This is a genomic window from Zhenhengia sp. (genome assembly GCF_046966505.1).
GTDB lineage: Bacteria > Bacillota > Clostridia > Lachnospirales > Cellulosilyticaceae > Zhenhengia > Zhenhengia yiwuensis.
The window spans coordinates 432,840-447,972 of record NZ_JBKVCH010000001.1 but is presented as its reverse complement, the minus strand read 5'-3'; the positions used below and the strand labels follow the sequence as shown (position 1 = coordinate 447,972).

The window sequence follows — 15,133 nt, the reverse complement described above, 5'->3', positions numbered from 1 at the left end:
CACTCTCTTTTTTCATTGCTTTTAAAATAGGTTACCCTTACAATAGATTTTATAAAAAAGCATAACAAATACATAAGAGGAGATGACAAAATGAAAGGGTTATTGATTGTAAATGGATATATGCGTACACCAAAATTTGAAGAGATTACACAGTTATATAAAGAAGCAGCTGGTAGTTATGGGGTTAACTTACAAGTTTGCTACACAGATGAAATAGCATATGGTATGGATGATAGAGGTAAGTTATGGGTAAATGTAAACGTAGAAGAGATAGGGTTTGTACTCTTTTTAGATAAAGATATAGTTTTAGCACAGCATTTAGAAACATTAGGACTTAGAGTGTTTAATACATCGGCTGCCATTGGTGTTTGTGACCATAAAGGAATGACTATGCAGGCATTAGGCGGAGCCAATATTGCAATGCCTAAGACCATTATCGCACCACTTGTATTTGAAGGTATGTATGATGAGAAACAGGAAGACCGTTATATTAGACATATTGAAGAGGAGTTGAGCTATCCACTTATTGTCAAAGAATGTTATGGTTCTTTTGGTATGCAAGTTTATAAGATAGAGGATACAGAAGCATTAGTAGAATTAAGAAGTAGAATTGCACATAAACCTCATCTTTATCAAGCTTATGTAGCAAGTAGTGAAGGAAAAGATGTACGTATTCATGTAGTGGGAGATAAAGTGGTAGCGAGTATGCTCAGAGTGAATGAACATGACTTTAGAGCTAATATTACGAATGGTGGTAAGATGATAGCTTATAGTCCTTCTAAAGCTTTTGAGGAAATGGCTGTGAAGGTATGTAAAGTGCTTAAAGTAGATTTTGCTGGCGTAGATCTTATGTTTGGAGAAGCAGGTGAACCTCTTTTATGTGAGGTTAATTCTAATGCACATATTAAAAATATTTTAGATTTAACAGGCATTAATATAGCAGAGAAGATTATGGCTTATATTTTAAAGGAAGTGACAAAATGAAACAGGGTTTACTGATTTATAAAAGAGAAGATTATAGGGTTAATGAAAGTTATGCGGCTATGCTTATGGAGTATGGCAAAAAGAATCAGTTACAGATACAATTTGTATTCTATGAAGATTTGCAGCTTGGAGTAGATGAAGATGGACTTTGGATGAGTCATAAAGGAAAACGACTAGAAGGGGTAGATTTTGCCATTAATCGTTCAAGAGAGAGCATGCTTTCTAAGCAATTAGAGTTTATGGGGATAAGGGTATTTAATTCATATGACGTGACCTATTTAGCAAATCATAAAGGGCGTACGCATCAGTTTATAAGTAGCTTAGGGATACCTTCTCTTAAGACAAGCTTTTTTTATCCAGAGTTTATGAAGAGTGAAAAGGTACCCTTCAAGTATCCTTTTGTAATAAAGGCACCAGAGGGACATGGTGGAACAGAAGTGTTCATGGTACATACAGGTGATGAACTACAACAAATTCTTAGAGAGTATGAACATAAGGAGTGGATTTTGCAAGAGATATGTTCACATGTAGGTGAAGATGTGAGAGTATTTGTAATCGGAGGAAAGATTATAGGTGCTATAAGAAGATATTCACAAACAGATTTTAGAGCCAACTACTGTTTAGGTGGAAAAATAGAATGGTATGACTTACGTGAAGAGCAGAAGAAACTTGTAGAATGTATTTTAAAGCATTTACCTTGTGATTATGTAGGCATTGACTTTATGATAGATGGGAAAGGAAAATTTATCTTTAATGAGCTCGAAGATGTTGTAGGAAGTAGAAGTTTATATACACTGAAGAGAGTAGATACAGCAAAGCTCTATATAGAACATGTTGCAAAGAACTTAGGCAATAAAAATGTCTAGAGAGGCCATAGGACTGACTCTAGACATTTTTTAATCTTCTTTAACATGTTCATAGCCTTGATGAAAGATTTGCTGAATATGTGAATCAGCAAGAGAATAATAAACGACTTTACCTTCTTTACGCGCTTTAACAAGTTTAGCGGCCTTAAAGGTACGTAGCTGATGAGAAATAGCTGAATGGGTCATATTAAGTACTGCAGCAAGGTCGCATACACACATTTCGGATACGAAAAGTGCACTAAGTATTTTGATACGTGTAGGATCAGAAAAAACTTTAAAAAAGCTGGATAAATCGGTTGCACTATTTTCATCTAAAATACAAGGGATCACTTTCTGAACGACCTCTGTATGGATGACATTACAACTGCATATATCTATTTCTTTTCCGTTCATAAGAATCCTCCTATTCATTATAAGTTCTATTATTAATAGGTTAGCCTTAAGTTAGAGGAATGTCAAGTTAACTAAATATTTATATACATTATAGATAAATGTTGATTATAATAAAAGTTGGTTGTACTATGAAAATAGAAGACTTGTGTCATGTTAAGAGAAATGGGGTGAAGGTATGATTAAATTTGAAAAGGAACTTGAAAAATTCAAACCAGTATTAGAGGTTAATAGTATTGAAGATCATATAAGTAATGAAGAGATAAAAGATATTATAGATCTCATTAAGATGAATCAACAAGTTAATGAACAGGGGAATTGATTTATGCAGGTAAAATGTCCATATTGCAATCATGAAGTAGAAGCCTTACAGTATTGTGAAATCTGTGAAAAAAAAATAGATTGGATTATAGGTTTCTATGAAAAAAGTCAATATTACTATAATAAAGGGTATGGCCATGCAGCTCTAAGAGAACTTTCATTAGCTATTCCCAATTTAGAAAAAGCTATTTATTATAATAAATATAATATTCAGGCAAAGAACCTTTTAGGACTTATTTATTTTGAGATTGGACAGGTTTCTTTAGCACTTAAAAGCTGGATTTTAAGTGAGGCACTTTGTAAAGAAGATAATCTTGCAAGTACATATATAGAAAAATTACAAAATCATCCTAAGCAGCTTGAAAGTTATAAAGATAGTATTGTACTTTACAATAGAGCCTTACATTATATGCAGAAGAAAAATGATGATATGGCTATTATTCGTCTTAAAAAGGCCATCCATATTAATCCTAATTTTCTAGAAGCACGTAACTTATTAGCACTATGCTATATATATCAGAAACAAAATCATAAAGCATTGCCACATCTTCATTATGTCTTAAGGAAAGATGGAAGCAATACAAAAGCATTACATTTTTTAAAAGAGATAGAAATGCCACAAGAAGAAATAGAAGAAATGTCAGACGTCATCATAGAAGCACCTCATATTAATGATTTAGATATTATGACGGATATTAAGCCACAAAAAGTTATTAATAGAGGCGGTATATTTGGACACTATGTCCTGTACTTTTTATTTGGAGCGCTATGTATGTTTGGTATACAAGTAGGCCTTATTACGCCAAATAAAACTGCCCAGCTTGAACAAGAACTTTATGATAGAACAACAGAAAATACAAGTATTAAAGTGCAGCTTGATACCTTTATGCAAGATTATGAAACTAAAATAGGGAAGCTTACAGAGTCTAATACAAAACTTTTAGCGGAGAATGAAAATTTAAAACAAGAATATATGAAAATAAGCCAGGAAAGTAAGCTTTGGGAAGTACGCATGCTTAGAGACAAAGGAGATATGAAAGGTGCAGCAGAAGTACTTAATAACATTTCTGTTAGCGATTTAAAAGAAGATAAGAAAACCCTTTATGAAGAATTGAAAGCAAGTATTTATCCAAAGGCAGGAGAGGCTTTTTATAACGAAGGCTATAAGTTGTATAAAGCCGAGCAGTATATTGATGCTATGATACAGTTTGAAAAAACACTGATTTTTATACCAAAAACTAAAAATGGTGGTAATGCCTTATACTATATGGGACAGATAGAAGAAAATAATAAAAATATCTCTAAAGCATTACAATATTATCAAATAGTTCTTAAGGATTATACAGAAACTCCAGTTTATAAAAAGGCTCAGGAGAGAGTAAAAGAGCTTGAAACACAAGGTTCTCAATGAAATGTAAAAAATTAGAAATTGATTGACAATATTTGTAAAATATACTATTCTATAGAAGTAAAATACTTAAGAAAAGGGGTGCTGCATTGAACATAGAGTTTTGTATGCACGACACTACACTTATTGTGAGTCTATCTGGAGAGATTGATCACCATACTTCTGTAGAGATACGTGAAACAGTAGATAGAGAGTATCAAAAAAGACGTGCAAAAAATATTTTATTTGATTTTAGCAACATTGTATTTATGGATAGTTCGGGGATAGGACTACTAATGGGACGCTATCGCAATGTTTCCATATGTGGAGGCTATGTAGGCTTATACAATGTACCAACTAAAGTGGATCAAATTTTAAACATATCAGGAATTTATAAATTAATGAAGCTTTATGAAAGCAAAGAGCATGCTTTTAAAAGCCTTGCATAAATAGATGGTAATAGGGGGAAAGAAGATGCAAAATTCAAATGACATGCAGATAGAGTTTGCAAGCAACTCGCTTAATGAATCTTTTGCACGTGTTGCAGTAGCTGCTTTTTTATCACAGCTTGATCCTACAGTAGACGAGCTGTATGATGTGAAAATGGCAGTTTCAGAAGCTGTAACAAACAGTATTATACATGGATATGATGCAGACCCTAATCGCACCATTTGGATTAGGTGTGCCTATAGTGATAGGCTTGTAACCATTGAAGTTAAAGATGAAGGCAAAGGAATCAAAAATATTGATGAAGCTATGCAAGCTCTTTTTACAACATCTGAAGAGGATGAACGCGCAGGGTTAGGATTTACAGTGATGCAGTCTATGATGGACCAAGTAGTTGTTGAGTCTGAGGTTGGCAAAGGTACTAAAGTCACCATGACAAAGACTTTCTATTAATATCCCACACATTTGGTAGAAAGGTGGGAGCTTATGGATCATACAATCAAATTGATTATGAAAGCACAACAAGGAGACGAGATTGCTAAAGAAGTTCTAGTAGAAGAAAATATTGGTCTTGTTTGGAGCCTTGTTAAAAGGTTTGGAGGAAGAGGTTATGAACTGGAAGATTTATTTCAAATCGGCAGTATCGGGCTTCTCAAGAGTATTGAAAAATTTGATTTAAGTTATAATGTTAAGTTTTCAACATATGCAGTGCCAATGATAGTGGGGGAAATAAAAAGGTTTCTGCGTGATGATGGCATGATTAAGGTGAGCAGATCTCTTAAGGAAACAGCTTATAAGGCTAAAATGATGAAGGATGAACTTTGTAAGAGTTTAGATAGAGAGCCGACTATGAATGAAGTAGCAGCGGGCTTAGATTTGCCGCTTGAAGAAGTAATTGTTGCGTTAGAAGCGAATACAGAAATTGAATCTTTAAGTGCAGTTATCCACCAGGGGGATGGTAAGCCTATTACACTTGAAGATAAGATAGACCAGGCGCCTACTCAGCAAAATAATATGATTGATCATATTGTGATTGAGCAGGTTATCGAAACACTTGAACCATTAGAAAAAGAAATTATTGTATATCGTTATTATGAAGATCGTACACAGACAGAAATAGCACAGCTTTTAGGTATTTCACAAGTTCAAGTGTCACGTATAGAAAAACGTATTCTAAAAAAAATGAGGGGAATGCTAAACTCCTCGTAATTGAAAACTCAGTAGGTAAAACGATTTCTACCTGCTGAGTTTTTTGTGTTTTATAATGTTCGGATTTTTAGGGGAGTGCTCTATAAAAATAAACAACATAAATAATAAAGATAAAACAAATAAAAGAAAAATACGAACTATAAAAAAATAATAAAATAAAATGTTCGAAAATATATTGACGATGTGAAGTGTTCTGTGGTACCCTTTATACATAAGAAAATAAACTTTTGTAAAAAAAATAGAATTTTCAATAGGGGGACCTTATGGAGAACTTTGTTATTTATGTTGAAAAAAGACCTAGTTTTGATGTTGAAGCAAAACGTGTTCAAAATGAACTCATAGAGTTCTTAGGGATTAAAGGAGTAAAAAATGTACGTGTACTCAATCGTTATGATGTAGCAGAGATTACAGCAGATGCTTATGAAAAAGCACTAAAAACAGTTTTCTCTGAACCACAGTCAGATGAAGTATATGAAGGGGAATTGCCAGAACTTAATGGTTTTATCTTTATGACAAGCTTCTTAAGTGGACAATATGATCAAAGAGCAGATTCATGTGTACAATGTATTAAAACAATTGATCATACACTCATGCCACTTGTAAAAGCTTCAAAAGTTTATGCTATTGAAGGTGAATTAACACAAGCAGAATGTGAGTGTGTTAAGAAACACTTAATCAATCCTATTGAAAGTGAAGAAGTTGCACTTGACGCAAAAGATTTATTAAATACTGTGCATCCAGTCCCAGAAAGCGTTAAAGTACTGGATGGATTTACTGATTTAACAAGAGAAGGACTTGAGGCCTTTAGAAAAGAGCAAGGACTTGCAATGAGTTTAGATGATCTTGTTTACTTCCAAAATTACTTTGTTTCAGAAAAACGTAATCCAAGTTTTACAGAACTTAAAGTAGTTGATACCTACTGGTCTGACCATTGTAGACATACAACTTTCATGACAGAGCTTACAAATATTGAGATTGAAGAAGGTACACTTGCAGCTCCAATTAAAGAAGCTTTTAAGGTCTATAAAGGCATGAGAAGGGAGCTGTATAACAACAAAGATAAAAAAGTAAGTTTAATGGACATGGCGACAATCATTGTGAAAGACCTTAAAGCTCAGGGGGGTCTTAAAGAGATGGTGGAGTCAGATGAAATTAATGCATGTACACTCGAAAAAGCTATTGAAGTAGATGGTAATATGGAAGACTACTTAGTACTTTTCAAAAATGAAACACATAACCATCCAACAGAAATTGAACCATTTGGTGGTGCTGCAACTTGTCTTGGTGGTGCAATCCGTGATCCACTTTCAGGTAGAAGCTATGTGTACCAAGCTATGCGTGTAACAGGAGCAGGGGATGTTACAGAATCTATGGATGAAACAATCCCAGGTAAATTACCACAAAGAAAGATTACACAGACAGCTACAAATGGATACAGTTCATATGGTAACCAAATAGGTCTTGCAACAGGTGAAGTTAAAGAATATTATCACCCAGGTTATAAAGCGAAGCGTCTTGAAGTAGGTGCTGTAGTAGGTGCTGTTAAATCAGATGCTGTAAGACGTGAAGAGCCAAAAGCTGGTGACATAATCATTCTTCTTGGTGGTGCAACAGGCCGTGACGGCTGCGGTGGTGCAACAGGTTCTTCTAAAGAACATACAGAAGACTCCCTTAAACAGTGTGGGAGTGAAGTACAAAAGGGGAATCCGGTAGAAGAGCGCAAACTTCAACGTATTTTCAGAAATCCAGAGTTCTCAAGATGTATTAAACGTTGTAATGACTTTGGTGCAGGTGGGGTATGTGTTGCTATTGGTGAAATTGCAGAAGGTCTTATTATTGATCTAGATGCAGTGCCAGTTAAATATACAGGTCTTGACGGTACAGAACTTGCTATTTCTGAATCACAAGAACGTATGGCTATTGCTATTGAAGCAAAAGACTTTGATAAAGTTGTAGCACTTTGTGAGAAGGAAAACTTAAATGCAGTAAAGGTAGCAGATGTAACAGAAGAAAAACGCCTTATTATGCAATGGCGTGGTGAAGAAATTGTTAACATTAGCCGTCAGTTCTTAGATAGTGCTGGGGTTACTCAACAAAGAGAAGCTTATGTAACAGCACCAAATTGGGTACAAGATACAAGAACACTTACAAAAGAAAATGTTATAGATACATTTAAGGATCTTAATGTAGCAAGCCAAAAAGGTTTAGGTCTTCAATTTGATTCAACAATTGGGGCTGGTACAGTGCTTATGCCATATGGTGGTAAGAATCAGCTTACAAAAGAAGTAGGTATGGTTGCTAAAATCCCAGTTCTTAAAGGTGAAACAACAGCAGCAACTTATATGACACATGGCTTTGATCCATATCTTTCAGAAGGCAGCCCATTCCATGGTGCTTTATATGCAGTTGTAGAAAGTGTAGCAAAACTTGTAGCACTTGGCGCAGATTATAAAGATACTTATCTTTCATTCCAAGAATACTTTGAACGTTTAGGTGAAGAAAAAACGAAATGGGGTAAACCAGTAGCAGCTATTCTTGGTACACTTACAGCACAAAAAGCACTTGGCATTGCAGCAATTGGTGGTAAAGACAGCATGTCAGGTACGTTTGAACAGCTTACAGTACCTCCAACACTTATTTCTTTCACTTGCAACATTGGAGATGCTAAGACATGTGTAAGTGGTAGCTTTAAAGAAGTAGGAAGCAAACTTGTTTATGTACATATTCCGGTCGATGAGCATAAAGTACCAAACTTTGAGGTGATGAAAACAGCTTATGATACAGTTTATAATCTTGCAAAAGAACAAAAAGTGCTTGCAAGTTATGCTATTGGTAAAGGTGGCCTTGTGACCGCCCTTAGTCAAATGGCAATTGGTAACGATATTGGTGCAAATGTAAGTTTTAAAGGTTTGGATGTACTCCCATTTGAAGCAAACTACGGGGATCTTATTTTAGAAGTTTCAAATGAAGTGGCAATGGCGTTAACGCAAGATATCTTCGTAGTAATAGGTAAAACAGTAGAGGAAGCTACCTTAACAATAGATGAAGTAACTGTAGGCTTAGATGAAGTTAAGCTAACCATGGAAAAGCCACTTGAAAAAGTATTTACTTTAAAGGTAGATGCTAAAGAAGATGCAGTAGATGCAACTTTTGATAAACCATCTAAAATCTACACGGCTACACATAAAATTGCAGTGCCAAAAGTTGTTATTCCGGTATTCCCAGGTACAAATTGTGAAAATGATACAACAAGAGCCTTTGAAAAAGCAGGAGCGAAGGTAGAACAGGTTCTTTTCCTTAACCGTAGTCCAGAAGCAATCAAAGATTCTATTGAACGTATGGCAAAAGCAATTAATGAGGCGCAAATTCTTGCTTTCCCAGGTGGCTTTTCTGCAGGAGATGAGCCGGATGGTAGTGCAAAATTCATTGCAGCGGCTTTCAGAAATGAAAAACTCACAGAAGCAGTAATGAAGCATCTTTATGAACAAGACGGTCTTGCACTTGGTATTTGTAATGGTTTCCAAGTACTTGTAAAACTTGGTCTTCTTCCATATGGTGAAATTTGTGAAATGACACATGCAACACCAACTCTTACTTACAATACAATTGGTAAACATATTTCACTTATGGCTAAAACAAAGATTACAAGTGTTCAGTCTCCATGGCTTCGTTATGTAACAGTAGGCGATATACATGAAATTCCACTTTCTCATGGTGAGGGGCGCTTTGTAGCACCACAAGTTGTACTTGACGAACTTGTGAAAAACGGACAAATCTTCAGCCAATATGTAGATGCCAATGGTAATCCAACAAAATCTGGAGATGTTAATGTAAACGGTAGTCTTTATAACATTGAAGGTATTGTATCAAAAGATGGCCGCATTATCGGTAAGATGGGGCATAGTGAACGTATAGGTGAATGCGTACACAAAAATATTCCAGGACATAAAAATCAACGTCTCTTTGAAGCTGGCGTAGATTACTTCAAATAAAAGGAGTTAAGGGTATGAAAATAGCATTTGTAATGGGTAGCGATTCAGATCTACCTATCGTAGAAAAAGGAATAGAAGTTGTACAAAGCTTTGGTGTACCTGTTGAAGTGCGCGTGATTTCCGCGCACCGTACACCAGCTGAAGCTGAAAGTTTTGCAAGAAATGCTGAAGCAAACGATATTGGAGTTATTGTAGCAGCAGCAGGTAAGGCAGCACATCTTGGTGGTGTACTTGCAGCTTACACAACACTTCCAGTTGTAGCACTTCCAATCAAATCAAACACACTTGATGGTTTAGATGCACTTTTATCTATGGTGCAAATGCCACCAGGGATTCCAGTTGCAACAGTAGCTATTGATGGAGCACTGAATGCAGGGCTTTTAGCGCTTCAAATTTTAGCTGTTTCAGATGAAGCTATTAGAGCAAAGCTTAAAGCTTACAAAGAAGAGATGGCAGTTAAAGTAAGACAAAAAGATGAAATGATTAGAAATCAATATAATTAGGGGGCTATTTAAAATGGAAAAACAAACATTATTATACGAAGGCAAAGCAAAAAAAGTTTATACCACAGAAGATGAAAGATATTACATTGTTTCTTATAAAGATGATGCAACAGCTTTTAATGGTGAGAAAAAAGGTACAATCTTAGGCAAAGGTGTTGTAAACAACCGTATGAGCAACATTATGTGCCGTATGTTAGAAGAAAATGGAATTGAAACACATTACGTAGAAGAATTAAACGATCGTGAAACAGTTGTAAAAGCTGTAGAGATTGTGCCACTTGAAGTGATTGTACGTAACGTAGCAGCAGGTTCGTTCTCCAAACGTTTTGGAGTGGAAGAAGGTACAGTACTTAAAAACCCAACACTTGAATTTTGCCTTAAGGATGATGCACTTGGTGACCCTATGATTAATGACTACCATATTTTAGCTTTAGGTATAGCAACATCAGAAGAGCTTCAAATAATGTCAGAGATGACTTTTAAAATCAATGCGCTTTTAAAAGAATACTTTGACAAAATCGGTGTTAAATTAATTGATTTTAAAATTGAACTTGGTAGAGTGGATGGAAAAATCATCTTAGCTGATGAAATTTCTCCTGATACATGCCGTTTCTGGGATAAAGAGACAAATAAAAAATTAGATAAAGACCGTTTTAGACGTGATATGGGCGGTGTAGAAGAAGTTTATGCAGAAATGCTTAATAGAGTAACAAAGTAAGAGGTGAACTATGAATTATTTTGATGGGGATACACTTCATGAGGAATGCGGCGTAATTGGTGTATATCTTAATGAGAGAATAGATGCAGCAAACTACGCTTACTATGGCCTTTATGCACTTCAGCATAGAGGTCAGGAAAGTGCAGGGATTACCGTTAATAAAGAGGGTAAACTAGAAAGTACAAAAGGTATGGGGCTTGTAAGCGATGTCTTTAATGAACACAATTTAAAAAGCCTTACAGGCAATATTGCAATTGGACATGTACGTTATTCTACAACAGGGGATAAAGACCTTAGTAACTGTCAGCCGCTTGTAGCAAAGTATAAACATGGTTCTATTGCACTTGCTCATAATGGGAACCTTACAAATAGTGAAGGCGTAAGGGAGATGCTTGAAGATGAAGGGGTTATCTTCCAATCTACAACGGATTCTGAAGCTATTTTAAATCTTATTGCACGTCATTATAATAGAGGACTTGAATCCGCTATCCGTAATACTATGCAGCTTATTAAAGGTGCGTATGCTATTGTTATTACAACACAAGATAAATTAATTGGAGCACGTGATCCACATGGTCTTCGTCCACTATGTATTGGTAAACTCCAAGATGGTTATGTATTAGCTTCTGAAAGCTGTGCATTAGATGTTATTGATGCGGAGTTTGTAAGAGATGTTATGCCGGGAGAAATGGTGATCATTGATCAAGATGGCTTAACAAGTATTAAACCCAAAAGTTGGTGCCAAAAGAAGCTTTGTGTATTTGAACTGATTTATCTTGCAAGACCTGATAGTGTTATTGATGGCAATAGTGTGTATCAGTTTAGAGAAAAAGCAGGGGAAATCCTTTGTCGTGAAGCAGGTATTGAAGCAGATGTTGTTATTCCAGTACCAGACTCCGGAATACCATCTGCTATAGGTTATTCTAAAGCATCAGGTATTCCTTTTGTGGAAGGATTTACTAAAAATCGTTACATTGGCCGTACTTTTATTCAGCCAACACAAGAGATGCGTGAAAATGCAGTACGTATTAAGCTAAACCCACTTAAACATAATATAGCGGGTAAACGTGTTGTGATGACTGATGATTCTATTGTGCGTGGTACAACATGTAAACGCATTGTAGAACAAATTCGTAAAGCGGGAGCAACAGAAGTACATGTATGTATTACTTCACCTCCAGTTAAATACAGCTGTTACTTTGGTATTGATACGCCAGATCGTGAAAAATTAGTAGGGGCAATGATGTCTATTGAAGAAATTAAAGATTATATTGGGGCAGACAGCCTTACATATCTTTCATTAGAAGGATTAAAAGAAGCATGTGGAGGAAGTAGTAATTTCTGCCGTGCATGCTTTAATGGGAACTATCCAATGGAAGTACCACTAAACCCAATGAATGAGGAAGATAAATAGGAGGATGGCTATGTCAAATAAAATTACTTATCAAGATGCAGGTGTTGATGTACATCGTGGTTATGAAGCGGTAAGCAAAATGAAGGAACACGTTAAATCTACTTTTACAGATGGTGTATTAACGGATATCGGTAGCTTTGGTGGCTCTTATTCGATTGCAAAATACATGGGTATGGAAGAACCTGTTCTTGTGTCAGGAACAGACGGTGTAGGGACAAAGCTTAAGCTTGCTTTTGATTTGAATAAACATGATACAATTGGAATTGACTGTGTAGCTATGTGTGTAAATGATATTTTATGTAGTGGAGCTATTCCACTTTTTTTCCTTGATTATATCGCAACCGGACGCATCTCTCCAGAGCAAGTTGCTGAAATTGTAAAAGGTATAGCAACAGGATGCAAAGAAAGTTTATGTGCTCTTGTAGGGGGAGAAACAGCAGAAATGCCAGGGTTCTACAAAGATGGTGAATATGATGTAGCTGGTTTTGCAGTAGGTATTGTAGATAAAGCTAAAATGATTGATGGAAGCAAGATGAGAGCTGGAGATGTAATCATTGGACTTCGTTCATCAGGTGTACATAGTAATGGTTATTCACTTGTTAGAAAAATAATTGATACTTATAAATTAGACCTTAATGCATATTGCGAAGAGCTAGGTGAAACTTATGGTGAGGCTTTCTTAAAACCAACTAAACTTTATGTAAAAGCAGTTATGGCTGCAAAAGAAGCTGCAGAGCTTAAAGGTATCGCGCATATTACAGGTGGTGGCTTCATTGAGAATGTACCACGTATGCTTCCAGAAGGTGTAGATGCAAGAATTAATATTAATGCTATCGATGCACCTAAAGTTTACACACTTCTTGAAAAATTAAGTGGTTTAGAAATCAATGAACTTTACAATACATTCAACATGGGTATTGGGATGATGATCGTTACAGAAAAAGAAGATGCTGATAAAGTAGTAGAAGAACTTTGTAAAGTTGGTGAAGAGGCAACTATAATTGGTGAAATTGTAGAGGGTAACAAAGAGGTTATATTATGTCAGGATTAAGACTAGGTGTACTGGTATCAGGATCAGGGAGTAATCTTCAAAGTATTATTGACGCAGTAGAGGCAGGCAATCTCAAAAGTGAGATTGTCTGTGTCCTTTCTAATAAAGAACAGGCATTTGGATTAGAACGTGCAAGAAAGCACGGTATTCCAGCCTATTTCATTAATCCAAAAGAAGCAGATTATGATGTGAAGGTTCTAAATTGTTTACAGGAACATGATGTAGAATTAGTAGTCCTTGCAGGCTACCTTAAAATAGTAGATGCCAATATGATTGAAGTTTATAAAGGACGTATGATTAATATTCATCCTTCTCTTTTACCTAAATTCGGCGGTAAAGGCTATTATGGTATTAAAGTACATGAAGCAGTTCTTGCAGCAGGGGAAAAAGAAAGTGGGGCCACTGTACATTTCGTAGAAGTAGGGATTGATACAGGAGAAATCATTCTTCAGGAAAAAGTACCTGTCTATGAAACAGATATACCTGATGAGCTTCAAAAGCGTGTACTTCATGAAGTTGAACACAAAATATTAGTCAAAGCCATTAAAAAGCTAGAGGAGGAAAGAGCATGAATATTCTTATCGTAGGAAACGGTGGACGTGAATCAGCTATTGCAGATACGATTAAACGCTTTAGACCAGAAGTAAATCTATTTGTAGCACCAGGTAATGGTGGAACAGCAACAAAATATACAAATGTAGATATTGCAGTCAATGAAATTGAAAAACTTGTAAATTTTGCAAAAGATAATGCTATTGACTTAACAGTGATTGGACCAGAAGAGCCACTTGTACTCGGTATTGTAGATGCTTTCCAAGAAGCACAGTTAAATGTATTTGGACCAAATAAAGCATGCAGTACTTTTGAAGGAAGCAAAGATTTTACAAAAATCTTTTTAACTAAATGTGATATTCCAACAGCAAAATATTTAACCTTTACTAAAGAAGAAGAAGCGAAAGCTTTAGAAGCAGTTAGAACTTTTAGCTTACCTGTAGTTGTAAAAGCAGATGGACTTGCAGCAGGGAAAGGTGTTATTATTGCCCAGAGCTATGAAGAAGGTGAAACAGCTATTCGTGAAATTTTCAGCAATAAGTTTAAAGGGGCAGGCGATAAACTTGTTATTGAAGAATTCCTAAATGGTATAGAAGCCTCTCTGCTTTGCTTTGTAGATGGCAAAAGCATTGTACCACTTGCAACAGCTAGAGATTACAAACGTGCGTTAGATCATGATGGTGGTCTTAATACAGGGGGAATGGGGGGGTTCTCACCAAATCCTATTATTACAGATAAAGTCATGATCCAAATTGAAAAAGAAATTTTAGAACCTATCATTCAGGGTTTTAAAGCTGAAGAACTGGATTATAGAGGGATCTTGTTTATTGGTCTTATGATTGATGAAAAAGGACCTAAGGTACTTGAATTTAATGTACGCTTTGGAGACCCTGAAACACAAAGCATCTTATCTCGTCTTGAGACAGATTTAGTAGACATATTCCATGCTTGTATGAGCGGAACGCTTGGTCAAATTGAGCTTAAATGGAATAGTAAACCAAGTGTGACAGTTGTTCTTGCAAGTCGTGGCTATCCAGAAACAAGTGAAAAGGATGTAGTCATTAATGGACTAGATACATTAGAGGCAGATACTTATCTTTATCATGCAGGTTCAAAACTTGTAGATGAGCAAATTTTAACAAATGGCGGAAGAGTGCTTGCAGTAACAAGACTTGGGGATACACTTGAAGAAGCAAGAAATGCAGTTTATAAAGAAGTCATGAAAATTCAGTTTGCGGGTATGCAGTATAGAACGGATATCGGAAAGATAGAATAAATCCTTTGTATTTAAAAGGTTTA

At 35.7% G+C, this 15,133-nt stretch carries 15 protein-coding genes; 14 read left to right on the top strand and 1 reads right to left on the bottom strand.

Going from position 1 to position 15,133, the window contains the following annotated elements:
- The first annotated feature begins 90 nt into the window (after positions 1-90).
- On the top strand, positions 91-984 hold the full coding sequence (locus ACLTBU_RS02360) for an ATP-grasp domain-containing protein (protein WP_177669321.1): 894 nt from the start codon (positions 91-93) through the stop codon (positions 982-984).
- Positions 981-1,850, top strand: a complete 870-nt coding sequence (locus ACLTBU_RS02355) for an ATP-grasp domain-containing protein (RefSeq protein ID WP_412217325.1) — start codon at positions 981-983, stop codon at positions 1,848-1,850. Before ACLTBU_RS02360 ends, ACLTBU_RS02355 begins: the two co-directional genes overlap by 4 nt.
- 30 nt (positions 1,851-1,880) lie before the next feature.
- Here ACLTBU_RS02355 and ACLTBU_RS02350 read toward each other — a convergent pair whose 3' ends face one another.
- Complete coding sequence (locus ACLTBU_RS02350; RefSeq protein WP_177669324.1) at positions 1,881-2,243, bottom strand: ArsR/SmtB family transcription factor; 363 nt, start codon at positions 2,241-2,243, stop codon at positions 1,881-1,883.
- A gap of 175 nt (positions 2,244-2,418) precedes the next feature.
- Between ACLTBU_RS02350 and ACLTBU_RS02345 the strand changes: the two genes are divergently transcribed.
- The 12 genes from ACLTBU_RS02345 (at position 2,419) to purD (ending at position 15,110) form a co-directional block, all read left to right on the top strand.
- Positions 2,419-2,562: a hypothetical protein gene (locus ACLTBU_RS02345; RefSeq protein WP_177669326.1), complete on the top strand. Its 144-nt coding sequence runs from the start codon at positions 2,419-2,421 to the stop codon at positions 2,560-2,562.
- Between the two features lie 3 nt (positions 2,563-2,565).
- Positions 2,566-3,972 carry a tetratricopeptide repeat protein gene (locus tag ACLTBU_RS02340; protein ID WP_320651483.1) on the top strand — a complete coding sequence of 469 codons (1,407 nt, stop codon included), beginning with the start codon at positions 2,566-2,568 and terminating at the stop codon, positions 3,970-3,972.
- Between the two features lie 86 nt (positions 3,973-4,058).
- Positions 4,059-4,397 carry an anti-sigma factor antagonist gene (locus ACLTBU_RS02335; protein WP_249331297.1) on the top strand — a complete coding sequence of 113 codons (339 nt, stop codon included), beginning with the start codon at positions 4,059-4,061 and terminating at the stop codon, positions 4,395-4,397.
- A 25-nt stretch (positions 4,398-4,422) separates the two neighbouring features.
- On the top strand, positions 4,423-4,848 hold the full coding sequence (gene spoIIAB / locus ACLTBU_RS02330; RefSeq protein WP_177669330.1) for an anti-sigma F factor: 426 nt from the start codon (positions 4,423-4,425) through the stop codon (positions 4,846-4,848).
- Positions 4,849-4,881: 33 nt separating this feature from the next.
- Positions 4,882-5,604, top strand: coding sequence for an RNA polymerase sporulation sigma factor SigF (gene sigF, locus ACLTBU_RS02325; RefSeq protein ID WP_177669332.1), 723 nt, complete (start codon positions 4,882-4,884; stop codon positions 5,602-5,604).
- Between the two features lie 263 nt (positions 5,605-5,867).
- The gene (locus tag ACLTBU_RS02320) at positions 5,868-9,596 is read left to right on the top strand and encodes a phosphoribosylformylglycinamidine synthase (protein ID WP_249331298.1); all 3,729 of its coding nucleotides are present in this window, start codon (positions 5,868-5,870) and stop codon (positions 9,594-9,596) included.
- Positions 9,597-9,610: 14 nt separating this feature from the next.
- The gene (gene purE / locus ACLTBU_RS02315; RefSeq protein ID WP_412217323.1) at positions 9,611-10,099 is read left to right on the top strand and encodes a 5-(carboxyamino)imidazole ribonucleotide mutase; all 489 of its coding nucleotides are present in this window, start codon (positions 9,611-9,613) and stop codon (positions 10,097-10,099) included.
- A 13-nt stretch (positions 10,100-10,112) separates the two neighbouring features.
- Entirely contained in the window at positions 10,113-10,817 is a 705-nt protein-coding gene (purC, locus tag ACLTBU_RS02310) for a phosphoribosylaminoimidazolesuccinocarboxamide synthase (RefSeq protein WP_412217322.1), read from the top strand.
- Positions 10,818-10,827: 10 nt separating this feature from the next.
- A complete protein-coding gene (gene purF / locus ACLTBU_RS02305; RefSeq protein WP_412217321.1) occupies positions 10,828-12,231 on the top strand; it encodes an amidophosphoribosyltransferase in 1,404 nt (467 codons plus the stop codon).
- A 22-nt stretch (positions 12,232-12,253) separates the two neighbouring features.
- Positions 12,254-13,282 (top strand): phosphoribosylformylglycinamidine cyclo-ligase, encoded by a 1,029-nt coding sequence (gene purM / locus ACLTBU_RS02300; protein WP_412217348.1) that lies wholly within the window; start codon positions 12,254-12,256, stop codon positions 13,280-13,282.
- Positions 13,270-13,854, top strand: coding sequence for a phosphoribosylglycinamide formyltransferase (gene purN / locus ACLTBU_RS02295; RefSeq protein ID WP_177669343.1), 585 nt, complete (start codon positions 13,270-13,272; stop codon positions 13,852-13,854). Before purM ends, purN begins: the two co-directional genes overlap by 13 nt.
- Positions 13,851-15,110: a phosphoribosylamine--glycine ligase gene (purD, locus tag ACLTBU_RS02290; RefSeq protein ID WP_412217320.1), complete on the top strand. Its 1,260-nt coding sequence runs from the start codon at positions 13,851-13,853 to the stop codon at positions 15,108-15,110. The genes purN and purD overlap by 4 nt, the downstream gene beginning before the upstream one ends.
- Positions 15,111-15,133: the final 23 nt, after the last annotated feature.

What these genes read in the sequence shown, in the direction of transcription:
- purD (WP_412217320.1), top strand. Translation starts at nt 13,851, where the DNA reads ATGAATATTCTTATCGTAGGAAACGGTGGACGTGAATCAGCTATTGCA.
- ACLTBU_RS02350 (WP_177669324.1), bottom strand. Translation starts at nt 2,243, where the DNA reads ATGAACGGAAAAGAAATAGATATATGCAGTTGTAATGTCATCCATACA.
- purN (WP_177669343.1), top strand. Translation starts at nt 13,270, where the DNA reads ATGTCAGGATTAAGACTAGGTGTACTGGTATCAGGATCAGGGAGTAAT.
- ACLTBU_RS02345 (WP_177669326.1), top strand. Translation starts at nt 2,419, where the DNA reads ATGATTAAATTTGAAAAGGAACTTGAAAAATTCAAACCAGTATTAGAG.
- ACLTBU_RS02360 (WP_177669321.1), top strand. Translation starts at nt 91, where the DNA reads ATGAAAGGGTTATTGATTGTAAATGGATATATGCGTACACCAAAATTT.
- ACLTBU_RS02340 (WP_320651483.1), top strand. Translation starts at nt 2,566, where the DNA reads ATGCAGGTAAAATGTCCATATTGCAATCATGAAGTAGAAGCCTTACAG.
- ACLTBU_RS02320 (WP_249331298.1), top strand. Translation starts at nt 5,868, where the DNA reads ATGGAGAACTTTGTTATTTATGTTGAAAAAAGACCTAGTTTTGATGTT.
- ACLTBU_RS02355 (WP_412217325.1), top strand. Translation starts at nt 981, where the DNA reads ATGAAACAGGGTTTACTGATTTATAAAAGAGAAGATTATAGGGTTAAT.
- purE (WP_412217323.1), top strand. Translation starts at nt 9,611, where the DNA reads ATGAAAATAGCATTTGTAATGGGTAGCGATTCAGATCTACCTATCGTA.
- purC (WP_412217322.1), top strand. Translation starts at nt 10,113, where the DNA reads ATGGAAAAACAAACATTATTATACGAAGGCAAAGCAAAAAAAGTTTAT.
- purF (WP_412217321.1), top strand. Translation starts at nt 10,828, where the DNA reads ATGAATTATTTTGATGGGGATACACTTCATGAGGAATGCGGCGTAATT.
- spoIIAB (WP_177669330.1), top strand. Translation starts at nt 4,423, where the DNA reads ATGCAAAATTCAAATGACATGCAGATAGAGTTTGCAAGCAACTCGCTT.
- sigF (WP_177669332.1), top strand. Translation starts at nt 4,882, where the DNA reads ATGGATCATACAATCAAATTGATTATGAAAGCACAACAAGGAGACGAG.